Source organism: Virgibacillus halodenitrificans (assembly GCF_001878675.1).
GTDB classification, from domain to species: Bacteria; Bacillota; Bacilli; order Bacillales; family Amphibacillaceae; genus Virgibacillus_Q; species Virgibacillus_Q halodenitrificans.
On the sequence record NZ_CP017962.1, the window covers coordinates 1,780,182 to 1,803,568 of the forward strand.

The following is a 23,387-nucleotide window of genomic DNA, read 5'->3' on the forward strand; positions in this document are numbered from 1 at the left end:
TAGGAAGAGGAGAGTGACACAGTTGAATTTCTTAAAAACAAATATAAGAATGTTAACAGGCATATTACTTCTCGCTGCCGCGTTAATTATTCCATTTCTAACACCTGTACAAAATTACCTCTCCATTCCGAATGAGCTGGAAATTTTTCATAATAGCCAAGTGCAAATCCCTACTTTAGGAGAGAGTATTCAAGTAAGTAATACCTCTGAAAAAAGTGTGCAGTCAATAGATGGCTCATCCTTTTACGCTAAAAGTCCTGGTGGAAGTGAAATTATTTATGAGCTTGCCGGAATGCCGATAAAAAAAGTGGATATGTCCGTACTTGATGATTTACGAGTGATACCAGGTGGGCATTCTATAGGTGTTCAACTTCAGACTAAAGGAGTACTTGTAGTAGGACACCACTTAGTTACTATTAAGAATGGATCTGTATCACCTGGAGAAGAAGCAGATATTATGGTTGGTGACGTTATTTTGGAGATCGATGGGGAGCCTATAAAAGAAATGAAAGAAGTAAAGCCATTTGTAAGTAAGGCTGCAAAAAATAAAACCCCTCTAAATATTAGGTTAAAAAGAGGAGACGAGATACTTGAGAAAAAATTGCAGCCAGTAATGGATAAGAATGACCAAGAATACAAGCTGGGTTTATATATAAGAGATACGGCTGCAGGGATTGGAACAATGACTTTTTATGATACAAAATCAAAAAAATATGGAGCGCTAGGTCATGTTATATCGGATATGGATACGAAGAAACCAATACAAATTAATGATGGAACAATTGTACACTCTTCGGTTACTTCAATTGAAAAAGGAAATAATGGTGTACCTGGTGAAAAACAAGCGACATTCTCTATTAAAGAAAATAAAATTGGTTCTATAACTAAAAATAGCCCTTTTGGTATTTTTGGTAAATTGAATGCAAATAGTATAAACAACTTAAAAGGCAAGCCACTGCCTGTTGCTTTATCACATGAAGTCAAAGAGGGTCCTGCCACAATCCGAACTGTTGTGAAGGATGAAAAAGTAGAAGAATTTGATGTGGAGATTGTCAGTTCAGTGCCGCAAAAATTTCCTGCAACAAAAGGGATGGTAATCAAGATAACCGATGAAGAATTACTCAAAAAAACTGGAGGTATTGTTCAAGGAATGAGTGGAAGTCCAATTATACAAAACGGAAAAATTATAGGTGCAGTTACACATGTATTTGTAAATGATCCGACCTCTGGTTATGGAGTCCATATTGAATGGATGTTACAGGACGCAGGTATAGATGTTAAGAAACAAAGTAAAAATAAAGCTGGTTAAAATAATGACTTGTTATGGAGATGCTCCATTTCAAGTCATTTTTTACATATAGCCATATTATGGAATATGTGTTATATTTAAATAAATATTTTTCGACAAATTTGTCTAAATTTATCAAATGATGCAGTAAGTTGAAGTAATATAGAGAAAAAGAATGTAAAACAAAAAAAAGTCAAAGTTTTTTAAATAAAAGAAGGAATTTCTAATTTTTTGGAGAATATTAGTAATAGAGATAACTGTTACATAAAGGAGGATTTTTTTAGTGGGAAAAGTTAAAGTTTGTCTTGTCGATGATAATAGGGAATTAGTTAAATTGATGGAAGAGTATTTCGAGGATCAATCCGATATAGAAGTAATTGGAGTTGCTCATAATGGTAGAGAATGTTTATCTATGTTAGAAGAGATGGAGCCAGATGTTCTCTTATTAGATATCATAATGCCGCACATTGATGGGCTTGCCGTTCTTAATACACTTAGAAACCAAGATGGTAACAAGCCGAATGTTATCATGTTAACTGCATTTGGGCAGGAAGAAGTGATGAAAAAGGCAGTAGATTTAGGTGCTTCTTATTTTATATTAAAACCGTTTGATTTGGATCATTTGGCAGATCAAATACGTCAAGTACAGGGTAATGGTTCTTTTTCATCACCAAATATGCGTCAGTCAAACAAAAGAGAGAAAAAGAAGCAGGATTTAGAAGCAAGTATTACAAATATAATTCATGAGATTGGAGTTCCTGCGCATATTAAGGGGTATATGTATTTAAGAGAAGCAATTACAATGGTATACAATGATATCGAGTTATTGGGGTCTATTACAAAAGTCTTATACCCAGATATAGCTAAAAAGTATAATACTACGGCATCAAGAGTAGAGCGTGCAATCCGCCATGCGATTGAGGTAGCTTGGAGTAGAGGCAATATTGACTCAATATCTGCTCTTTTTGGCTACACAATTAGTATTACAAAAGCTAAACCGACTAATTCTGAATTTATTGCTATGGTTGCAGATCGGTTACGTTTGGAGCATAAAGCGAGTTAAGTTATATAAAGCGCAAGCGATTGCTTAGCATTATTGATGACTGAGGTGAGAATAAGCATCTCTCTAGTCCCATCTGAATGCTAAATGTTCGCTTGCGCTTTTCTTAATTAATTATTCGAAAAAATGATAATATAATGAGCGAACGGCCTTGCTTAAATCTTCCTTTTTAATACCGAACATCATAGAGACCTCTGAGGACCCCTGGTTAATCATTTCAATATTTACGTTTGCCTCTGCAAAAGCAGTTGTCGCTTTTTGTGCAACGCCAATTGTACTGACTAAACCTTCTCCTACAACCATTACTATAGCTAGATCACGGTGGATATCAACTTGATCAGGCTGTAGTTCTTCTTTAAACCGTTTTAAAATGATTTCTTCTTTGTCGCTCCCTAATCTGCTTTCTCTTATAATTATGGACATATCATCAATTCCAGAAGGAGCATGTTCAAAAGAAACGCCTTCTTCTTCTAGAATTTGAAATAACTTTCTTCCAAATCCAACTTCTCGGTTCATTAAATATTTACTTATATAAATGCTGGTAAAGCCTATGTCACTTGCAATCCCGACAACACACTTCTCATCTTGTTTCTTCTCAGAGACAATCATTGTACCAGGTTTGGAAGGATTGTTGGTATTCTTAATGCAAACCGGAATTTGAGCATTAAATGCAGGGATAAGTGCCTCATCATGAAATACAGAAAAACCAGCATAAGATAATTCTCGCATCTCTTTATAAGTTAATGTTCTAATTTCTTTCGGATTATCAACAATTGTAGGGTTAACTTTGTAGACTGAATCCACATCAGTAAAATTTTCGTATAAGCTGGCCTTAACCCCTGCTGCAATTATTGAACCTGTGATATCAGAACCGCCCCGGGAAAAAGTCATTAGTTCATCTTCTTCTGTGTAACCAAAGAAACCAGGTATAACCATAATTCCTTCCTTCTCACGCAGGGTCTGAATTTTTTTATAACTGTCAGGAAGGATATGAGCGTTACCTGGCTCATTACTTACGATAATTCCAGCCTGTTTAGGATTTAAATAACGTGCATTTAGTCCAAGTTTTTGAAGGTATGCACTTAAAATTTTTGCTGAACTATCTTCTCCTATCGCTTTAAGACAATCGATGTTTTCAAGGTTATATTCCAGGTCGATCAGTCCTTTATCAATGGATTCTTCAATTTCGTCCAATAGACTTAGTTGTAAAGCTAAATTTTCAATTATATCATTAAAACGTTGAAGAATAATTTGTTTAACTTTCTTATAATCCATTTTATGTATATAAGTATTTCCTAATTCAATGAGTAAATCCGTGATTTTTATATCCTCTTTTGTTCTTTTTCCTGGTGCAGACACTACTATGAATTTTCTTGAATCATCCTCCTTAATAATATCTCCTACTTTTACTAACTGTTCTGCACTTGCCACAGAACTTCCGCCGAACTTTACAACTTTCATCAAAAATCCTCCCGATAACTATATTTTTTATTATTAATAATAACAAAATTTTTTATATTTTAACAGAACAAATAAGGTCAGAGCAAACAGATTGTGGAGGCATTAAAGGAGGCTATAACAAAAAAAGACGGTCTGTAGCCGTCTTTTTTTCTCTATTCTTTTAATTCTTCTTCTTTGCTGTAGTTTCCTTCTTTCTGTCTCTATGTACAATAAAACCTCCAATGAATGCGATACCTGCTAAGAACAGTACTAAACCTATAAAAAACTGAATTCCTATATGGAAAAATACCGGATAGAAGTCAGCGAATAAGGAATCTCTCATTAACTTAATTCCAAATGCAGCAATAACACCAGGGATTAGCAACACTAGTAAAGCAATTGTTCTACTCATTTTTTTTCCCCTTAAAAATTTTCTTATTATTAGTATAGCAAATATGTGTAGGAATTGGGAAGAAAGGTTATTTGCTAAAAAATGCAGAGTATCGTATGATAAATACATGCAAAACAATGCAAGGTGGGATGAGATGAAGCGAGTACTTATCGTTGGGGCCGGTAAAGGGGGCAGTGTGCTCTTAAACATATTACGCGCGACCAAACGTATGCATATTGTTGCAATAGTAGACAAAGACATACATGCAGAGGGGTTAAGTCTTGCTAGAAAATTTAATATCTCTTGTGATAATGACTGGAAACAATGGGTAGACAAAGATATAGATATAATTATTGAAGCAACAGGAGACGATAAAGTTCTTGACGAGATCATAGAAACCAGGAGTAGAAAGACTGTTGTTATTCCAGGTACTGTAGCTTACATAATTGCGGAGCTTTTTAATGAAAAAGAAGAATTACTAAAAGAAATCCGCCTGCAAATGGATAACCAAAACCTTATTCTAAATAATATAAGAGATGGCATGATTGTTGTAAATCATACAGGTAAAGTGGACTTTGTGAATAGAAGTGCTCAGGAAATTGTAGGATTACACAAAGATGAGTTTGAAGGTAAGCAAATTCGTGAAGTAATCCAAAATTCGAGACTTCCGATTATTCTACGTAATAAAAGAAAAGAAGTCAATCAAAAATTAGTATTGGAAAACGGAAAGCAAATAATTACTACAAGAATTCCAATTATCAATGCTGACGGTAATTTACAGGGTGCTTTTGCTATATTCAAGGATATTACAGAAGTAGTAAATTTGGCAGAAGAAAATACTGATCTCAAGGAAATTAAGACAATGCTTGAAGCTATAATTCAATCCTCTGATGAAGCAATTAGTGTCGTTGATGAAAACGGATTAGGCTTAATGATCAATCCTGCATATACAAAAATTACCGGTCTAAAAGAATCAGATATCGTCGGTGCCCCTGCATCTGTGGACATCTCTGAAGGAGAGAGTATGCATATGAAAGTGCTACAGACCCGCAGAGCGGTTAGAGGTGTAAGAATGAAGGTTGGGCCAACCAACAAAGATGTGTATGTGAACGTTGCTCCAATAATTGTAGACGGGAAAATTAAAGGTAGTGTCGGGGTCTTGCATGATGTTACGGAAGTCCGCTCTTTGACAAGTGAATTAAAAAGAGCAAGGCAGATTATTCGCAGTTTAGAAGCGAAATACACTTTTGATGATATTATAGGTGGTTCGTCAGAGATGAGGTTAGCTTTGGAGCAGGCAAAAGTAGGAGCGAAGACCCCTGCAACTGTTCTTTTGAGAGGAAAGTCGGGTACTGGAAAAGAATTATTTGCGCATGCTATTCACAATGAAAGTGATCGGAAGCATAATAAGTTTATTCGAGTAAACTGTGCGGCAATTGCAGAATCTATTTTAGAAAGTGAATTATTTGGTTATGAAGAGGGAGCTTTTTCCGGTGCAAAACACGGAGGGAAAAAAGGTTTATTTGAGGAAGCTAATTTTGGAAGTATATTTCTTGATGAAATAGGGGAATTATCGTTAAATATGCAGGCAAAACTTCTTCGAGTCTTACAGGAGAATGAAATTGTGCGCGTCGGAGGAACTGATCCTATTACGTTGGATGTCAGGGTGATTACAGCCACAAATGTTAACTTGGAAAAAGCAATAATGAATAAGACCTTTAGGGAAGACTTGTATTATCGGTTAAATCGATTGCCAATTTTTATTCCCAGCCTTCAAGAAAGGGTCTCAGATCTCCCCGAACTCGTTCATCATATTATTGTGAAGACAAATCAGGATTATGGAAAAAACGTCAAATCTATATCAAATGAAGCACTTACGGAATTAAAAAAATATAATTGGCCGGGAAATATCAGGGAATTGGAGAATGTAATAGGTCGAGCAATGATTTATATGGATATTAATGAGGAAGTTATTCAATTAGAGCATTTACCCGAACTAGGGGTTACAACAAAAGTATCAAACCAGCCTACTGTGAATGATTTAACTGAAGCACAATCTTTACAACTGGCTGTAGAAAGATATGAAAGAAGTTATATTGCAAAAATATTTGAAAAGAACAATTTTAACAAAACTAAAACAGCTAAGGAATTAAAAATTTCAATAAGAAGTTTATACTATAAATTAGAAAAGCATCAACTTGAATAATCCAGCATGCAAAATTTTGCAAACGCGCATGAAAATGCATAGTAATATTATGGGTGGTTAAAGCGCTTACAGGAATTTAGGGTTGGCATGTTTCTTGCATTATCTTTATTAGGGACTCTAGGAGGGTATGATGCAAACATTAGAAGAAATCAAACAAAAAGTTAGAACGAAAAGAAAACAGAAAGTATCCGTGGCAAATCCTGCTGATCAGGAAGTGCTTTTAGCAATTAAATATGCTCTTGAGCAAGATTTTTGTACCTTTTTATTAGTTGGTGATTCTGAGAAAATACGTTCAGCTGCAAGTGATATTGCTTTAGAGTTAGATCCTCGGTATATAAATATTGAGGATGTTAAAGGGGAAAGTGAAATTGCGAGGGTAGCTGTTTCTGCGGTTCATAATAGAAAAGCTGATATTTTAATGAAGGGTAATATAGCAACTAAATCTCTGTTAAGAGCCGTACTGCATAAGGAATACGGACTTAGGTCAGGACAAGTATTATCGCATGTGGCTCTATTTGAGATACCTGGCCAAGATCGTTTATTCTTTCTTACAGATGCAGCAATGAATATAGAACCAGATTTAAAAGTCAAAGCACAAATTATACAAAATGCAGTTAAAGTAGCAAGAGGAATTGGTTACCAACGACCTCGAGTCGCCATTCTTGCACCAGTTGAAGTTGTAAACGAAGAGATGCAGTCTACAATAGACGCAGCAATCTTAACCCAAATGCAAGTCAGAGGACAAATTACAGGATGTACTGTTGATGGTCCACTCGCATTTGATAATGCTGTTTCATCTGAAGCTGCTAACCATAAGAATATTCAATCAGAAGTTGCTGGTAGAGCGGATATTCTTATGGTTCCATCCATTGAGGTCGGAAATACATTATATAAGTCTTTTGTATATTTTGCTGAGGCAAAAGTGGCAGCTGTAGTTAGTGGTGCTAAGGCTCCGATTGTACTAACATCAAGGGCTGATTCCGCGGAGAGTAAGTTAAATTCATTAGCTTTAGCTTTGTTATCATCAACAACATTTGAGGAGGAGAATTAAAATGGAAATTTTTACTTATATGGAGAAATATGATTATGAACAGTTGGTTTTTTGTCAGGATAAAAGCTCAGGATTAAAGGCAATCATCGCAATTCACGATACAACATTAGGTCCAGCTTTGGGAGGTACCAGAATGTGGACTTATAGTTCAGAAGAAGAAGCGATTGAAGATGCTTTAAGACTGGCGAAAGGAATGACTTATAAGAATGCTGCAGCCGGTCTTAACTTAGGTGGAGGAAAAACAGTAATAATTGGTGATCCAAAGAAAGATAAAAATCCAGAAATGTTTAGGGCATTCGGCCGTTATATTCAGGGATTAAATGGTCGCTACATCACTGCAGAAGACGTGGGAACAACTGTACAAGATATGGACTTAATCCATATGGAAACTGACTTTGTTACAGGTATCTCAGCAGAGGCAGGTTCATCAGGTAATCCTTCTCCAGTTACTGCATACGGTGTTTATAAAGGAATGAAAGCTGCTGCTAAAGAGGCATTTAACGATGATTCGCTTGAAGGGAAAACAATTGCCGTACAGGGAGTTGGTAACGTAGCATATGCTTTATGTGAGTACTTACATAAAGAAGGCGCTAAACTGATTGTTACAGACATCAACAAAGGAGCAGTCGAGCGTGCAGTAGAAGCATTCAATGCAACAGCGGTTGACCCTGAGGATATTTATGATGTGGATTGTGATATTTATGCTCCTTGTGCTTTAGGCGCAACAGTAAATGATGATACTATTCCAAGAATAAAAGCTAAAGTAATTGCCGGATCTGCTAATAATCAACTCAAATCATCAGAACATGGAGATATTATTTTTGAAAAAGGAATTGTATATGCTCCTGACTATGTGATTAATTCTGGTGGTGTGATAAATGTAGCTGATGAATTAGTTGGCTACAATGAAGAGAGAGCACTTAAAAAGGTTGAAACTATTTATGATAGTTTACAAAAAGTATTTGAAATATCCCGAAGAGATCATATTCCTTCATATTTAGCTGCAGATCGTATGGCTGAGGAAAGAATTGAAGCAGAAAGAAATTCGAGAAGCCAATTTCTATTAAATGGGCACCATATTTTAAGTAGAAGATAATCTATAGCTATTAGTAGAGCAACAGTTCCATTAGTGGCTAAATTGTCCGCTAATGGGCTGTTTACTTTCTCAACGGAGGGAAAATAATTTGAAACCACAGTACAGAATACTTGTCATTAACCCTGGGTCTACCTCTACTAAAATTGGCGTTTTTAATAATGAGCACTGTATTTTTGAAAAGACACTTCGTCATAACGTTGAGGAGTTAAGTCGTTTCCCTCATGTTGTAGATCAATTTGAATTTAGAAAACAAGTTATATTGGAACAGCTCGATTATGAAGGTATCAATATATCAAAATTAAATTCTGTTTGCGGGCGCGGTGGTTTGCTTAGAGCAATTGAAGGAGGTACATATCAAGTTAATGAAGCGATGCTTCACGATTTAAGGGTTGGGTATAACGGTGAACATGCTTCCAATCTAGGAGGAATTCTCGCATATGAAATTGCTTCAGGACTAAACGTAAATGCTTATATAGTAGATCCGGTTGTTGTTGATGAATTAGATGATATTGCACGTTTTTCAGGGGTGCCTGAAATTCCTAGAAAAAGTATTTTCCATGCTTTGAATCAGAAAGCAGTTGCACGAAGGGCTGCGTCCGATTTAAGTTCTTCCTATGAAGATCTTCATATAATTGTAGCTCATATGGGTGGTGGGATCACAGTTGGGGCCCACAAAAAAGGAAAAGTAATAGATGTCAATAATGGTCTGCATGGAGAAGGTCCATTTTCTCCTGAGAGAGCCGGAACAGTGCCTGCTGGGGACCTTGTTTCCATGTGTTTTTCAGGGGTTTACTATAGGGACGAAATAATGGGAAAGCTTGTTGGAAAGGGTGGGTTAGTAGCTTATCTAAACACCAATGACGCTTTAGAAGTGGAAAAGAGAATTGAAAGTGGAGATGAATTTTCACTGAAAGTTTATGAGGCTATGGCATATCAAGTTGCAAAAGAAATTGGTTCTATGAGCACTGTCCTCGAAGGAAATGTAGACGTAATTGTGTTAACCGGCGGATTGGCATATGGAAGGACATTTGTAGAAATGATCACAAAAAGAGTTGGTTGGATAGCTGATACATTAACATATCCTGGTGAGAATGAACTTAACGCCTTGAATGAAGGTGTACTTCGTGTACTTCGTGAAGAAGAAAAGCCAAAGATATATACACATAGTTAATTAGGAAGGAGTGGTAGTTGTATGGCAAAGGAATATGATTTAGTTATTTTAGGTGGAGGAACTGGTGGCTACGTTGCTGCTATTCGGGCTGCACAAATTGGAATGCAGGTAGCCGTTGTAGAAAAAGAAAAGTTAGGCGGAACTTGCCTGCACCGTGGATGTATACCTTCAAAAGCTTTGCTTAGGAGTGCGGAAGTATATCGTCAGACAAAGCAAGCTGACGAATTTGGTATAGATACGGAAAACACAACTTTAAATTTTTCTAAAGTACAAGAAAGAAAAGAAAGCATCGTGAGCAACTTGCATCAAGGTGTGCAAGGACTAATGAAAAAGGGTAAAATAGATGTTTTTGAGGGGTATGGTCGGATATTGGGTCCGAGTATTTTTTCTCCAATGCCAGGGACTATTTCCATTGAATATGCAAATGGTGATGAAAACACAATGATTGTTCCTAAAAATGTGCTAATTGCTACAGGGTCAAAACCTAAATCCTTACCGGGACTTACTCTTGACGGAACATATGTAATGAGTTCTGATGAAGCTTTACAGATGGAAGAGTTGCCTAATTCCATAATTATTGTAGGCGGCGGAGTAATCGGAATTGAGTGGGCTTCGATGCTAGCTGATTTTGGTGTAAAGGTGACAGTAATTGAATATTTACCACATATTCTTTCTACAGAGGATGAAGCGATTGCAAAGGAAGTTGAAAAGCAGTTGAAAAATAAGGGAATTACCTTTGTGAAAAGTGCCAAAGTCTTACCGGAGACACTTGAAATTAATAATATGGTTTCGATAGAGGCAGAAATTGATGGGGAAAAGAAAGATTTCAACGCTGACAAGATGCTTGTTTCTGTTGGACGTGAAGCTAATACAACGAATATTGGTTTGGAGAATACGGACATTGTAGTTGATAAAGGTTTCATACAGACAAATGATTATTATCAGACAAAAGAAACACATATTTACGCTATTGGTGATGTAATAGGTGGAATGCAACTGGCGCATGTTGCTTCACATGAAGGTATTGTAGCCGTGGAACATATGGCGGACCAAAAACCGCAACCACTTAATTACAATAATATACCTTCCTGTATTTATTCTAATCCCGAAGCAGCAAGTGTTGGACTAACGGAGAAACAAGCCAAAGAAGCAGGCTTTCAAATTAATGTTGGTAAATTCCCTTTTAAGGCTATTGGAAAAGCACTTGTTCATGGTGAATCAGAAGGATTTGTAAAAGTTATTGCCGATAAAAAAACAGAAGATTTATTAGGTGTTCATATGGTGGGACCGCATGTAACAGATATGATTTCTGAAGCTGGTTTGGCAAAAGTATTGGACGCTACACCATGGGAAATTGCAAATACAGTGCACCCACACCCAACTCTTTCAGAGATAATGGGAGAAGCTGCTTTGGCAGTGGAAGGAAAACAAATTCACGGATAACTAAAGGAGTGAGATCTATGTCTAAGGAACGTCATGAAGCATTAGGTTTATCTGATGACCAAGTTTTGGAAATGTTTAAGACTATGCTGCTGGCCAGAAAATTAGATGAAAGAATGTGGTTATTAAATCGAGCAGGGAAAATTCCGTTTGTCATATCCTGTCAAGGACAGGAAGCAGCACAAGTAGGGGCTTCCTTTGCTTTAGATAGAGACAAAGATTATGTTGCGCCATATTATCGTGATATGGGTGTTGTGCTTGCGTTTGGAATGACTGCTACCGAATTAATGCTATCTGGATTTGCCAAGGCTGAGGACCCGAATTCAGGCGGGAGACAAATGCCAGGACATTTTGGTCAAAAGAAAAATAGGATTTTAACTGGTTCTTCACCAGTCACTACGCAGGTTCCCCATGCAGTTGGAGTCGCACTTGCTGCAAAAATGGAGAAAAAAGACTTTGTTTCTTTTGTAACTTTAGGAGAGGGATCATCCAACCAAGGTGATTTTCATGAAGGGTTAAACTTCGCAGGTGTACATAAATTACCTGTCATTACAATGGTTGAAAACAATAAATATGCAATTTCTGTCCCTATTGAAAAACAAATTGCAAGTAAAAATGTCTCTGACAGGGCCCAAGGATATGGTATGCCGGGCATCACAGTAGATGGAAACGATCCACTCGCTGTGTATGAAGCAGTCAAAGATGCAAGAGAACGTGCAATTAATGGAGAAGGCCCGACACTGATTGAGGCAGTTTCTTACCGCTTAACAGCACACTCAAGTGATGACGATGATCGTCAATACAGGGAAAGTGATGAAGTTGAAGAGGCTAAACAAAAGGATTCCATCATAACATTCGCAGCCTATCTTAAAGAAGTAGGTATTTTAACGGAGGAAGTTGAAAAAGAGTTAAATCAAGAAATTGGTTCAATTGTTAATGAGGCTACAGATTATGCTGAAAATGCTCCATATGCGGATCCGGAAGATGCTTTAAAATATGTTTATGAAGAGTAAGGAGGGAGTAAAATAAAATGCCAGTAATGTCTTATATTCAAGCAGTAACTACTGCATTAAAAGAAGAAATGAAACGTGATGAAAAAGTCTTTATCTTAGGTGAGGATGTAGGTAAAAAAGGTGGCGTTTTCCGAGCAACTGATGGATTATATGATGAATTTGGAGAAGCTCGTGTATTGGATACTCCTCTTGCTGAATCGGCTATTGCAGGAGTTGGTATAGGTGCAGCAATGTATGGTATGCGGCCAGTTGCTGAAATGCAGTTTGCAGACTTTATTATGCCAGCCGTAAATCAAATTATTTCAGAAGCAGCTAAAATTAGATACCGTTCAAATAATGACTGGAATGTGCCCATTACAATTCGAGCTCCTTATGGTGGTGGAGTACATGGCGCATTGTACCATTCTCAATCTGTTGAGGCAATTTTTGCGAACCAACCAGGCTTGAAAATTGTAATGCCATCAACTCCTTATGATGCGAAAGGATTATTAAAAGCTGCTATAAGAGATAATGACCCTGTTCTTTTCTTTGAGCATAAACGCGCCTACCGTTTACTTAAAGGAGAGGTTCCTGAGGAAGATTATGTATTGCCTATTGGAAAAGCTGATGTTAAGCGGGAAGGTACCGATATTACTGTTATCACTTATGGATTAAGTGTTCACTTTGCTTTACAGGCTGCTGAAAAGCTTGCCGAAGAAGGTATCGACACTCATATTTTGGACCTTAGAACTGTCTACCCACTTGATAAGGCAGCAATTATTGAAGCTGCGAAAAAGACCGGTAAAGTACTATTGGTTACAGAAGATAATAAAGAAGGAAGTATCATTGGAGAAGTAGCAGCAATTATTGCAGAAAATTGCTTGTTTGACTTGGATGCGCCAATCAGCCGCTTAGCAGGACCAGATGTTCCTTCCATGCCATACGCTCCAACAATGGAAAAATTCTTTATGATTAATCCAGATAAAGTAGAAAAAGCAATGCGAGAACTAGCTGAATTTTAAAAAATCATACTTTGCATATTTACTAGAAGGAGGAAAGTAGGATGGCCCAAGAAAAAATTAACATGCCGCAATTAGGTGAGAGTGTAACGGAAGGTACCATTAGTTCTTGGCTGGTTGCTCCAGGAGATAAAGTGAACAAATATGATCCTATCGCTGAAGTAATGACTGACAAAGTGAATGCGGAAGTTCCATCATCGTTCACAGGTACAATTAAGGAGCTTGTGGCAGATGAGGGACAGACAATAGAAGTAGGAGAATTAATGTGCTATATCGATACGGAAGAAAGTCAATCGGGTGCAGCTAACGAAGAGACTTCAGAGAAAACCGATTATGAAGCTAGTGAAGAAGTAAAAAGCGAGACTGATACGTCTATGAAAAAACGCTATTCCCCCGCAGTGCTTCGTATGGCTCAGGAAAACGATATTGATTTGTCACAAATAGAGGGAAGTGGCAGGCAGGGAAGAATTACGAGAAAAGATATAGAGAAGATAATTAAATCAGGTAATGTTCCACAAGAAAGCACAACTTCAAGTGAAGTTACTGTCAATCAATCTAAAACTGAACCAAGTAAAATGAAGTCAGAACAAAACCAGTCAGTATCATCTTCAGCAGGAGATATTGAAATTCCAGTCACCGGGGTTCGTAAAGTGATCGCCCAAAATATGGTACGCTCAAAGCAGGAGATCCCACATGCATGGATGACGGTTGAAGTGGATGTAACAGACTTAGTGACTTACCGGAATAAAGTAAAAAATGATTTTAAGCAGAAGGAAGGCTTCAGTTTAACTTTCTTTGCTTTCTTTGTAAAAGCTGTTGCTCAGGCTCTTAAAGAATATCCGCAACTTAATAGTACTTGGGCAGAAGATAAGATTATTCAGCGGAAAGACATTAATTTATCAATTGCCGTAGCAAAGGATCAAGAATTATTTGTACCTGTTATTAAACATGCTGATGAGAAAAGCATAAAAGGTATTGCTAGAGACATATACGAACTAGCGATGAAAGCACGTTCAAATAAGCTTACCTCTTCAGATATGCAAGGAGGTACCTTCACTGTGAATAATACGGGATCATTTGGATCTATCCATTCCATGGGGGTTATTAATCATCCTCAGGCAGCAATCCTTCAAGTGGAATCTATAGTAAAGCGACCTGTTATTGTAAATGACATGTTTGCTGCAAGAGATATGGTTAACCTTTCCTTATCATTAGACCATCGAATCCTTGATGGATTGGTTTGCGGACAATTCTTAGCACGCGTTAAAGAAATTTTAGAAAATATGAATTCATCTACCAGCTTATACTAAGCGATGAAGGACATCACCTCACGCATTAAGTATAGAAGATTAATTATCTATACAGTTTGTAGCTGGGATGAAATCTAAATTTGCTGACATAGCACTTTGATGAACTCATCTACTACAATCGTTGTACAACTACTTAGAATTGAATTCTGTAAATAAAATTGATATGCTATTGTTAGTTTTTACAAATACTATGAAAGAAGGGGATGTACTTACTATGGATTTCAACTTATTTATGAATGATGTAGTGGACGCTGCACGACAGGATATAAGAGAAGCTGGTTATGAGGAATTGAAAACCCCTGAAGAAGTTGATCAGGCACTTAGCAGACAAGGCACCACTCTTGTGATGATTAACTCTGTGTGTGGCTGTGCCGGTGGTGTGGCTCGTCCAGCTGCAGCAAACGCCATTCATTATGATAAAAGACCAGATAACCTTGTTACCGTATTTGCTGGACAAGATCGTGAAGCTACTGAAAGAGCACGTGAATATTTCGAGGGATATCCTCCTTCTTCTCCGTCTTTTGCCTTTTTAAATGATGGTAAAATTGTAACTATGCTGGAAAGACATGATATTGAAGGATTCAGCGCTATGGATGTGATTGGAAAACTGCAGAATATCTTTGATGATCATTGTAAAGAAGTATAATTATATTTCCTAAAGTTTATTATTAGTCCATATCTATATGGTAAAATAATAATTATGAGGCTGTCTCTATGTTACTTAGGTCAGTCTCATTTTATTCATTTGATTATTTAAAAGGGGAATAACATTGTGAAGATTGGCTACCGCACAATTAAAACAGCAATTGGGACTCCGTTAGCTATTTCAGTTGCTCAGTTATTAGGTGTTACCAACTTCGTATCTGCAGGAATATTAACTATATTATGTATTCAACCATCAAGAAAACAATCCTTTTTAAGTGCCTGGAATCGTTTTTCAGCTTGTATTATCGCAACAATATATTCATTTATATTTTTTGAAACAATAGGTTACAACCCACTAGTTGTTGGGCTGATGCTTGCGGTTTTTATTCCCACAACTGTTTATTTGAACATTACCCAAGGTATCGCTACAAGCTCTGTAATTATATTAAATTTATATAGTGCCTCTTATATGTCCGTTTCCTTTTTAGTTGATCAGTTTTTGCTTATTATTATTGGGGTGGGTATAGGTTTACTACTGAATTTATATATGCCAAGTTTAGATAAAAAGCTTACTGAAAAACAAATGCTGCTAGAAGAAAACTTTCAAGTAGTATTGTTTGAAATAGCTCAATACATAAGAAATAAAAATATTGACTGGGACGGTAAGGAAATTACTAAAATACAAGAACTACTAGAAGAAGCGCATGACTTGGTAGAAAGAGACCAGGAGAATCATCTATTACGAAATCGACATCCTTTCAGGGATTATTTTAATATGCGAGAAAGACAGTTTGAATTATTACAGCGCATGCTACCTCTTGTTACTAAATTACCGAAACAATATTCCATATCAGAGAAGATAGCAAACTTTTTTGAAGGTTTATCAAATGCAGTCCATCCAGGTAACACAGCAATTCTTTATTTGGAGGAACTGGAGGAATTACGAAAAACTTTTGATGATGAAGATTTACCTACTTCTAGAGAGGAATTTGAAACAAGGGCAAATCTATTTCGTTTACTTCATGAAATTGAACAATATTTGCTATTAAAGAAGAAATTTAAAACAAGTGATGTTTCAAGCAAAAGATCCAAAATAAAGAAGAGACTGGAGTAAACTCCAGTCCTTCAAATCCTGATCCGTATTATTATATGAATAACGACAATCCAGCTGTCAATGAAGAGAGAACCATTGCAATAATCATAATGTAAATAATAACTTTAGCCCTGCGTTCGCGTTTTGACTTTCTTTTTACAGCCATGTTTCGTCCTCCTTTAGTACCTGATTCTATTTGTATTCTATCGTGAAACTGTAGATTGGACAAGTACTAATTATAGAAATAAATAAACGTTTTAAAAGAATGGAGGTTTTTATATGAAAGAATCAACTAACAATAAAGCTAAATGGGAAGATCAAGTGGAGTCTATAATAAAGCGCTTTCCTGAAAGAAAGGAGAAGTTTACAACATCTTCTGATACAGAAGTAAAGCGACTATATTCTGATGAAAGCAATGAAGAAATACATAAATTGGGTTATCCAGGGCAATATCCCTACACAAGAGGAATACAGCCTACAATGTACCGGAGCCGGTTTTGGACGATGAGACAATACGCTGGCTTTGGCTCCGCCACAGAGACAAATAAACGATTCCGTTATTTATTAGACCAAGGGCAAACCGGACTTTCTGTAGCCTTTGACTTGCCTACACAAATTGGTTATGATTCTGACGATGTTATGTCTGAAGGAGAAGTCGGAAAAGTAGGCGTAGCAATTGATACACTTCACGATATGGAACAATTGTTAGACCAGATTCCTCTGGATAAAGTAAGTACTTCTATGACAATAAATGCCCCAGCGTCTGTATTGTTATGTATGTATATTGCTGTAGGGGAAAAACAAGGTGTGTCCCTAGATAAATTGACGGGAACGATTCAAAACGACATCTTAAAAGAATATATTGCGAGAGGGACTTATATCTATCCACCAAAACCTTCAATGAGATTAATAACAAATATATTCGAATATTGTCAAGAACATGTGCCAAAATTCAATACAATTAGTATCTCAGGTTATCACATAAGGGAAGCTGGTTCTAACGCTGTTCAAGAAGTAGCTTTTACGATAGCAAATGGAATGGCATATGTAGATGCAGCGTTGGAATCTGGATTGGATATCGATGCATTTGCATCACGTTTATCATTCTTCTTCAATGCACACAATAACTTTTTTGAAGAAATAGCTAAGTTTCGTGCAGCTAGGAGAATTTGGGCTAAAATCATGAAAGAACATTACAAAGCTAAAAATTCAAAAAGCTGGAAAATGCGCTTTCATACACAAACCGGCGGATCGACCTTAACAGCCCAGCAACCGGATAACAACATTGTTAGGGTTACATTACAGGCTTTGGCAGCAGTAATGGGGGGAACGCAAAGTTTACATACAAATTCCCGTGATGAAGCACTGTCACTACCTACAGAAAGTTCTGCCAGAATTGCTTTACGAACACAACAAATAATAGCAAATGAAAGCGGTGTCGCGGATACTATTGATCCTATGGGAGGTTCTTACTATGTAGAGGAACTGACAGATCAAATAGAGAAAGAGGTTAACAAGTATCTTGATCGAATTTCTGAAATAGGCGGGGCAGTTCAAGCTGTAGAAGAGGGATATATGCAAAGAGAAATACATCAAAACGCTTACGAAACTCAGAAAAAGATTGAAAAGGAAGAGGAAGTAATTGTTGGACTGAATAAATTCCAACTTGATGAGGAAGTAAATCCTGACCTTCTTAAAGTAGATGAAAAACTAGAGAAGGAGCAAGTTAATAACTTGGAAAAAATACGAAAACAACGGAACCAGGATGAAGTTTTGAAAACCCTCGCAGAATTAAGAGAAAGTGCAAAAAATAAAAATAGTAATTTAATACCTTATATTTTGGCTGCTGTAAAAGCATATGCAACACTTGGTGAAATATGCAATGTGTTGCGTGATGAATTTGGTGAGTATACAGGGGCATAAAGGAGAGATGTAAATTGGGGGAAATTCGTGTATTAGTAGCAAAGCCGGGTTTAGACGGTCATGACCGAGGAGCATTAGTAATATCTCAGGCGTTAAGAGATCACGGTATGGAAGTAATTTATACAGGATTACGCCAATCACCTGCACAGATTGCCCAAGCAGCTGTACAAGAAGATGTAGACGTAATAGGTTTATCATCCTTATCAGGTGCTCATAATACTTTATTTCCTAAAGTGTTAGAAGAATTGAGTAAGCGAGATGCTGCAGACATCCCGGTAATCGGAGGAGGAGTCATACCGAGTGAAGATATCCCTTTTTTATTGGAAAAGGGGGTTAAAAATATCTTTACAAGCGGTTCATCAACCGAAGCATTAGCAAACTACATTCAGGAATTAATTGATCCTAAAACTAAAGAAATGATTCCGCCAAAGAAAATAGCTCATATAGGTATAGCTGTAAAGAATATTGATCATGCACTACCATTTTATACAGGAGCTTTAGGACTGAGTTTGGAGGGTGTGGAGAAAGTAGAAACGGAAGGTGTTAAAGTTGCCTTTTTAAAGATTGGTGAGTCACGCTTTGAGTTATTAGAGCCTTTAGATGAGAATTCGCCGATTCAAGGATTTCTTGATAAAAAAGGGGAAGGAATTCATCACATAGCACTGGAAGTAGATGATATAAATAAAAGATTGAAAAAGTATAAATCAGAAAATATAAAATTAATTAATGATGAACCAAAAAAAGGTGCTGATAATAGCGAAATCGCTTTTATCCACCCTCAATCTGCCAACGGGGTATTATTTGAATTATGTCAGCATTTAGGCAGGAGTGAAGATTAATGGATATATTTGATAAGATTAATGAATTATACGATAAACGCAGATTAGTGGAACTAGGCGGCGGAGATGAAAAGATTGATAAGCAACATGCAAAGGGAAAGATGACGGCCAGGGAAAGAATTGATTACCTTCTGGATGATGGCAGCTTCGTTGAATTAAACCCTTTTATTGAACACCGAGTTTCTGATTTTGGTATGAACAGTAATTCTGCTAAAGGGGAAGGTGTCGTCACAGGTTATGGAAAAATCTCCGGTAAACCTGTATATTTATTCGCCCAGGATTTTACTGTCTATGGTGGAGCTTTAGGGGAGATGCACGGCAAAAAAATTGCTGCTGTAATGGATTTAGCTGCAAAAAATGGTGTTCCTTTCATCGGCTTGAATGATTCTGGGGGAGCTAGAATACAAGAGGGGGTGTCATCACTAGATGGATATGGACAAGTATTTTATCGAAATTCCATCTATTCCGGTGTAATTCCCCAAATCTCTGTTATTATGGGACCGAGCGCTGGTGGAGCAGTCTATTCACCAGCAATTACCGACTTTGTAATCATGGTGGAAGAAACGTCGCAAATGTTTATTACCGGGCCAAAAGTAATTGAAACAGTAACTGGTGAGAAGATTTCTTCGGAAGATTTAGGAGGGGCACATATTCATAATGCAAAAAGTGGCAACGCCCATATTAAGTCGAAAAACGAAGAAGAAGCTTTGGATGCAGTTCGAGAGTTAATTTCTTTCTTACCTGCGAATAATAAAGTGAAAACAGAAAAACTCTCCGTTGATAATACAGATTCTGATGAGCGGCCGGAACTAACTGATATTGTTCCATTTAATGCCAGGAGCCCGTATGACGTGAAGAATGTAATTGAACAAGTTGCCGATAAGAATACCTTCTTTGAAATTCATAAGCATTTTGCAAAAAATATTGTCGTAGGATTTGCTAGAATTAAGGGTGAAACGGTAGGCCTGGTTTGCAATCAACCTAAATATTTAGCTGGCGGACTGGATATAGATTCAAGTGATAAAGCAGCTAGATTTATTAGATTTTGTGATTCATTCAATATTCCGTTAGTTACTTTTGAGGATGTTACAGGTTTCTTCCCTGGTGTGAAACAGGAACATGGGGGAATTATCCGCCATGGAGCTAAAATTCTTTATGCCTATTCAGAAGCAACTGTCCCCAAAATAACTGTAATAACTAGAAAAGCATATGGTGGAGCTTATGTAGCATTAAACAGTAAATCAATAGGAGCTGATTTAGTCTATGCTTGGCCAAACGCAGAGATTGCTGTAATGGGGCCTGATGGGGCAGCGAATATTATTTTTGCTAAAGAGATTGCTGAAAGTGAGAATCCAGAAAGTACCAGACAGGAAAAAATTGATATGTATCGGGAGAAGTTTGCAAATCCTTATGTAGCTGCAGGTTTGGGGATGGTTGATGACGTCATCGATCCAAGAGAGACAAGGATAAAATTGATTCAGGCTTTAGAAATGCTCTATAATAAAAAAGAAGAAAGACCAATGAAGAAACACGGAAATATTCCACTATAAAAGTTGTACACTGGAGGCACTGGAATGACATTAGTAAACAAAGACAGATTAGTTAATGAATTTTTTGAGTTGGTTAAGGTGGATTCTGAAACAAAACACGAAGCCTCAATAGCAAAAGTTTTAAAACAAAAATTGAAAGATTTAGATGTAGAAGTATATGAAGATGAGAGTATTACCAAAACTGGCCATGGAGCCGGTAACCTTATCTGTTTACTAAAAGGAAATAAAGAAGATACTGACTGTATTTATTTCACTTCCCATATGGATACGGTAGTTCCTGGAAAGAGTATCCAACCTTCAATTAAAGACGGATATATTGTATCTGATGGAACAACTATTTTAGGTGCAGATGATAAAGCCGGACTTGCTGCTATTTTAGAGTCAATTCGAGTGATAAGAGAAAATAAAGTGGAGCACGGCGATATACAATTTATTATTACCGTTGGGGAAGAATCTGGTTTAGTTGGAGCTAAGGCTCTAGATCGTTCTCTTCTCAAAGCTGATTATGGTTATGCTTTAGATAGCAATGGTGATGTTGGAGACATTATTGTAGCTGCACCTACGCAAGCAAAGTTATTTGCGGTAATTAAAGGAAAAACTGCCCATGCTGGAGTTGCCCCTGAGAAAGGAGTTTCTGCCATTACGATTGCTTCTAAGGCCATTTCTCGTATGCCTTTAGGTCGAATTGATGAGGACACTACTGCAAATATTGGTCGGTTTGAAGGGGGAAAACAAACAAATATTGTTGTGGATCATGTAGAAATTTTAGCTGAAGCCAGATCGCTTGTTCCAGAGAAAATGGAAGAACAAGTTAAAAAAATGAAACAAACTTTTATCACTGTTGCAGAAGAAATGGGAGGATCTGCTGAAGTTGAGGTCAAAGTCATGTATCCAGGATTTAAGCACCAGGCCGGTGATCAAGTAGTTGAGATTGCAAGAAGTGCTGCTAAAAAAATTGGCAGAGAGAGCAAGTTATTAAAAAGCGGCGGCGGGAGTGACGCTAATATTATTGCCGGGCACGGGATACCGACTGTAAACCTTGCTGTGGGCTATGAAGAGATTCATACAACCAATGAACGAATTCCGGTAGATGAACTTGTGAAAGTAACAGAGCTTGTAACGGCAATCATTGAAGAGGTTGCAGCTAATTAAGTTATATTAAAAAAAGTCCTATCAGGTATTTTGCCTGGCAGGGCTTTTTTGCATGTTCAAATATACATGTTGAGGTTATTCAATGCGTCGGAAAATAGATATACTGCGACGTAATTTGTGGAGAATGAAGTAATTCATTTTACAGAGGAAGCACCCATTGATTTGCGTTTCAGGCGGACGCTTTCCGCCGGCATGGCCCATAGCCGTCAAGTTAAGCAGAATATTTTAAAACCCAAAAAGTTATTCGTTATTCTGACATTATAAATGGAATAATTTGGAGGGATTACGTATGGCTAAGCAATATTATTTTGACTCGTTTGTAAAAAGTGTGCTCGATATTTTATCTATTTCTGAACTTCGCAATATTGCTCGAGAATCAGGTTTTGTACAACGATTGAAGAAGATAATGCCGGAAGATTTCTTAAGTATATGTGCCTTCTTACATGAAAAAGTTGGTACGGAGGGGTTAGGACAGCTATGTGCTTCCCTTTCTCGTGAATCAGAAATATCCATATCAAAACAAGCCTTACATCAACGATTAGATGAGAAAGGAGTAGCCTTTTTAAAGCAGGTTTTTATGCAGTTAGTGGAGAAACAACAAATGTTGTCGTTACCTTCTCCATCCGATTATCCTTTTTCTCGGATCCGCATCTTAGATGGCACCTCCTTTCAAGTAAAGAAGAAAACCCCGAGTTATTATGATGGAGTGAAAATCCAATTAGAGTATGAAGTGTATCAAGGGAAATTTTTGCATACGTTGTTCTATGGTCCAAGAGACAGTGATCACGATGCGGCTGAAGAATTGGCAGATACAATAGAAGAAGGGGATCTTATCTTGCGTGACCTCGGCTATTTCTCAGGAGATCACTTTAAAAAAATAGATCGAGCAGGAGCCTATTATATTACTCGCGTTCCTGCCAATATGACCTATTGGACTTTGGATGACAAGCAACGACGAATCCAAATAAAGCCCGAAGAGGATGCCATGCATCTAGCTCCAGGAGAGATACAGGATTATGGGTTCATTCAATTAGGTGTTAAGGGAAAAAATACATTCCATGCCCGTGTAGTCGTACAACGGTTAACCGAGGAGCAACAAAAACAAAGAGATACCTATTTAAAAGAAAGAAGACGGAAAGGGGGGCATACCCAATCCGCCAACAAGAAGAATCATATCCAAATTCTTGCCACCAATATAACACAAGAAGAAATGGATGAGCAAACCTTGTATCCTATCTATTCCTTGCGTTGGCAAGTGGAGATTCTCTTTAAGACATGGAAATCGTTATTTGAAATTAATGATGTGCAGGAAATGAATACCGCCCGCTTTTACTGTCATTTATATGGGACTTTAATTCATATTCTTCTTTCTTCGATGATTGCTTTTCAGTGCCGTTACTGCCTTTACGAAAGGTATCAACTAGAAGGGAGTGAGTACAAATGTATCAACCATGCGAGAAACGCAATAATAGAGACGAGGGGGTATTCACTCTATCACCTTTCTTCTTTGAAAGCGCTCATCGATAATATTTACCAGAACATATACCGGCATGGAAGGAAAGATCACCGTTGTCGGCATAAAAGTCCTTTTGATGTCTTAAACATTGCGTATAAAGTACATTTCCGTGCCGCGTAGTAAAAGTGTAAAAACGAAAACAAATGGCCATAAAAGAATATGGATTAAACTGGAAAAATATGTTTGTATTTTCATTGCACCATAC

Annotated in this window: 20 protein-coding genes; 17 read left to right on the plus strand and 3 right to left on the minus strand. The window is 37.2% G+C overall.

The window, feature by feature from the left end:
- Positions 1 to 49 precede the first annotated feature (49 nt).
- A complete protein-coding gene (gene spoIVB / locus BME96_RS09365; RefSeq protein ID WP_033354082.1) occupies positions 50 to 1,309 on the plus strand; it encodes a SpoIVB peptidase in 1,260 nt (419 codons plus the stop codon).
- Positions 1,310 to 1,571: 262 nt separating this feature from the next.
- A complete protein-coding gene (gene spo0A / locus BME96_RS09370) occupies positions 1,572 to 2,351 on the plus strand; it encodes a sporulation transcription factor Spo0A (protein WP_019378282.1) in 780 nt (259 codons plus the stop codon).
- A gap of 111 nt (positions 2,352 to 2,462) precedes the next feature.
- On the opposite strand, the gene BME96_RS09375 is transcribed toward spo0A, so the two are convergent.
- A complete protein-coding gene (locus BME96_RS09375) occupies positions 2,463 to 3,809 on the minus strand; it encodes an aspartate kinase (RefSeq protein WP_019378283.1) in 1,347 nt (448 codons plus the stop codon).
- A gap of 160 nt (positions 3,810 to 3,969) precedes the next feature.
- A complete protein-coding gene (locus tag BME96_RS09380) occupies positions 3,970 to 4,200 on the minus strand; it encodes a DUF2627 domain-containing protein (protein WP_019378284.1) in 231 nt (76 codons plus the stop codon).
- A 133-nt stretch (positions 4,201 to 4,333) separates the two neighbouring features.
- Here BME96_RS09380 and BME96_RS09385 point away from each other — a divergent pair, with 133 nt between their 5' ends.
- From BME96_RS09385 to BME96_RS09430, 10 genes are all read left to right on the plus strand, one after another.
- Positions 4,334 to 6,385 carry a sigma 54-interacting transcriptional regulator gene (locus tag BME96_RS09385; protein WP_071648950.1) on the plus strand — a complete coding sequence of 684 codons (2,052 nt, stop codon included), beginning with the start codon at positions 4,334 to 4,336 and terminating at the stop codon, positions 6,383 to 6,385.
- 130 nt (positions 6,386 to 6,515) lie between these two features.
- Positions 6,516 to 7,436, plus strand: a complete 921-nt coding sequence (yqiS, locus tag BME96_RS09390; RefSeq protein ID WP_060678434.1) for a phosphate butyryltransferase — start codon at positions 6,516 to 6,518, stop codon at positions 7,434 to 7,436.
- Between the two features lies 1 nt (position 7,437).
- On the plus strand, positions 7,438 to 8,532 hold the full coding sequence (gene bcd, locus BME96_RS09395) for a branched-chain amino acid dehydrogenase (protein ID WP_019378287.1): 1,095 nt from the start codon (positions 7,438 to 7,440) through the stop codon (positions 8,530 to 8,532).
- Positions 8,533 to 8,584: 52 nt separating this feature from the next.
- Positions 8,585 to 9,703, plus strand: a complete 1,119-nt coding sequence (buk, locus tag BME96_RS09400) for a butyrate kinase (protein WP_071648951.1) — start codon at positions 8,585 to 8,587, stop codon at positions 9,701 to 9,703.
- A 21-nt stretch (positions 9,704 to 9,724) separates the two neighbouring features.
- Complete coding sequence (lpdA, locus tag BME96_RS09405; protein ID WP_071648952.1) at positions 9,725 to 11,146, plus strand: dihydrolipoyl dehydrogenase; 1,422 nt, start codon at positions 9,725 to 9,727, stop codon at positions 11,144 to 11,146.
- A 17-nt stretch (positions 11,147 to 11,163) separates the two neighbouring features.
- Complete coding sequence (locus tag BME96_RS09410; RefSeq protein ID WP_060678437.1) at positions 11,164 to 12,156, plus strand: thiamine pyrophosphate-dependent dehydrogenase E1 component subunit alpha; 993 nt, start codon at positions 11,164 to 11,166, stop codon at positions 12,154 to 12,156.
- A gap of 17 nt (positions 12,157 to 12,173) precedes the next feature.
- Positions 12,174 to 13,157 (plus strand): alpha-ketoacid dehydrogenase subunit beta, encoded by a 984-nt coding sequence (locus BME96_RS09415; RefSeq protein ID WP_071648953.1) that lies wholly within the window; start codon positions 12,174 to 12,176, stop codon positions 13,155 to 13,157.
- A 41-nt stretch (positions 13,158 to 13,198) separates the two neighbouring features.
- Positions 13,199 to 14,464 (plus strand): dihydrolipoamide acetyltransferase family protein, encoded by a 1,266-nt coding sequence (locus BME96_RS09420; protein WP_071648954.1) that lies wholly within the window; start codon positions 13,199 to 13,201, stop codon positions 14,462 to 14,464.
- Between the two features lie 214 nt (positions 14,465 to 14,678).
- Positions 14,679 to 15,110, plus strand: a complete 432-nt coding sequence (locus BME96_RS09425; RefSeq protein ID WP_019378293.1) for a BrxA/BrxB family bacilliredoxin — start codon at positions 14,679 to 14,681, stop codon at positions 15,108 to 15,110.
- 126 nt (positions 15,111 to 15,236) lie between these two features.
- Positions 15,237 to 16,223, plus strand: a complete 987-nt coding sequence (locus tag BME96_RS09430) for an aromatic acid exporter family protein (RefSeq protein WP_083547451.1) — start codon at positions 15,237 to 15,239, stop codon at positions 16,221 to 16,223.
- Between the two features lie 31 nt (positions 16,224 to 16,254).
- On the opposite strand, the gene prli42 is transcribed toward BME96_RS09430, so the two are convergent.
- Positions 16,255 to 16,368: a stressosome-associated protein Prli42 gene (gene prli42, locus BME96_RS19590; RefSeq protein ID WP_019378295.1), complete on the minus strand. Its 114-nt coding sequence runs from the start codon at positions 16,366 to 16,368 to the stop codon at positions 16,255 to 16,257.
- Between the two features lie 113 nt (positions 16,369 to 16,481).
- Between prli42 and BME96_RS09435 the strand changes: the two genes are divergently transcribed.
- The 5 genes from BME96_RS09435 (at position 16,482) to BME96_RS09455 (ending at position 23,302) form a co-directional block, all read left to right on the plus strand.
- Positions 16,482 to 18,125 carry an acyl-CoA mutase large subunit family protein gene (locus BME96_RS09435; protein ID WP_060678440.1) on the plus strand — a complete coding sequence of 548 codons (1,644 nt, stop codon included), beginning with the start codon at positions 16,482 to 16,484 and terminating at the stop codon, positions 18,123 to 18,125.
- Positions 18,126 to 18,139: 14 nt separating this feature from the next.
- A complete protein-coding gene (gene mce / locus BME96_RS09440) occupies positions 18,140 to 18,964 on the plus strand; it encodes a methylmalonyl-CoA epimerase (protein ID WP_071648956.1) in 825 nt (274 codons plus the stop codon).
- Complete coding sequence (locus BME96_RS09445) at positions 18,964 to 20,514, plus strand: acyl-CoA carboxylase subunit beta (protein WP_060678441.1); 1,551 nt, start codon at positions 18,964 to 18,966, stop codon at positions 20,512 to 20,514. The genes mce and BME96_RS09445 overlap by 1 nt, the downstream gene beginning before the upstream one ends.
- A gap of 24 nt (positions 20,515 to 20,538) precedes the next feature.
- Positions 20,539 to 21,666 carry a M20/M25/M40 family metallo-hydrolase gene (locus BME96_RS09450; protein WP_019378299.1) on the plus strand — a complete coding sequence of 376 codons (1,128 nt, stop codon included), beginning with the start codon at positions 20,539 to 20,541 and terminating at the stop codon, positions 21,664 to 21,666.
- Between the two features lie 289 nt (positions 21,667 to 21,955).
- Positions 21,956 to 23,302 (plus strand): IS4 family transposase, encoded by a 1,347-nt coding sequence (locus tag BME96_RS09455; protein WP_071647988.1) that lies wholly within the window; start codon positions 21,956 to 21,958, stop codon positions 23,300 to 23,302.
- Positions 23,303 to 23,387 lie beyond the last annotated feature (85 nt).

Bases quoted from the DNA above. Each gene is read 5' to 3' on its own strand.
- spoIVB (WP_033354082.1), top strand. From the start codon at position 50: ATGTTAACAGGCATATTACTTCTCGCTGCCGCGTTAATTATTCCATTT.
- BME96_RS09375 (WP_019378283.1), bottom strand. From the start codon at position 3,809: ATGAAAGTTGTAAAGTTCGGCGGAAGTTCTGTGGCAAGTGCAGAACAG.
- BME96_RS09380 (WP_019378284.1), bottom strand. From the start codon at position 4,200: ATGAGTAGAACAATTGCTTTACTAGTGTTGCTAATCCCTGGTGTTATT.
- BME96_RS09385 (WP_071648950.1), top strand. From the start codon at position 4,334: ATGAAGCGAGTACTTATCGTTGGGGCCGGTAAAGGGGGCAGTGTGCTC.
- yqiS (WP_060678434.1), top strand. From the start codon at position 6,516: ATGCAAACATTAGAAGAAATCAAACAAAAAGTTAGAACGAAAAGAAAA.
- bcd (WP_019378287.1), top strand. From the start codon at position 7,438: ATGGAAATTTTTACTTATATGGAGAAATATGATTATGAACAGTTGGTT.
- buk (WP_071648951.1), top strand. From the start codon at position 8,585: ATGGGCTGTTTACTTTCTCAACGGAGGGAAAATAATTTGAAACCACAG.
- lpdA (WP_071648952.1), top strand. From the start codon at position 9,725: ATGGCAAAGGAATATGATTTAGTTATTTTAGGTGGAGGAACTGGTGGC.
- BME96_RS09410 (WP_060678437.1), top strand. From the start codon at position 11,164: ATGTCTAAGGAACGTCATGAAGCATTAGGTTTATCTGATGACCAAGTT.
- BME96_RS09415 (WP_071648953.1), top strand. From the start codon at position 12,174: ATGCCAGTAATGTCTTATATTCAAGCAGTAACTACTGCATTAAAAGAA.
- BME96_RS09420 (WP_071648954.1), top strand. From the start codon at position 13,199: ATGGCCCAAGAAAAAATTAACATGCCGCAATTAGGTGAGAGTGTAACG.
- BME96_RS09425 (WP_019378293.1), top strand. From the start codon at position 14,679: ATGGATTTCAACTTATTTATGAATGATGTAGTGGACGCTGCACGACAG.
- prli42 (WP_019378295.1), bottom strand. From the start codon at position 16,368: ATGGCTGTAAAAAGAAAGTCAAAACGCGAACGCAGGGCTAAAGTTATT.
- BME96_RS09435 (WP_060678440.1), top strand. From the start codon at position 16,482: ATGAAAGAATCAACTAACAATAAAGCTAAATGGGAAGATCAAGTGGAG.
- BME96_RS09445 (WP_060678441.1), top strand. From the start codon at position 18,964: ATGGATATATTTGATAAGATTAATGAATTATACGATAAACGCAGATTA.
- BME96_RS09450 (WP_019378299.1), top strand. From the start codon at position 20,539: ATGACATTAGTAAACAAAGACAGATTAGTTAATGAATTTTTTGAGTTG.
- BME96_RS09455 (WP_071647988.1), top strand. From the start codon at position 21,956: ATGGCTAAGCAATATTATTTTGACTCGTTTGTAAAAAGTGTGCTCGAT.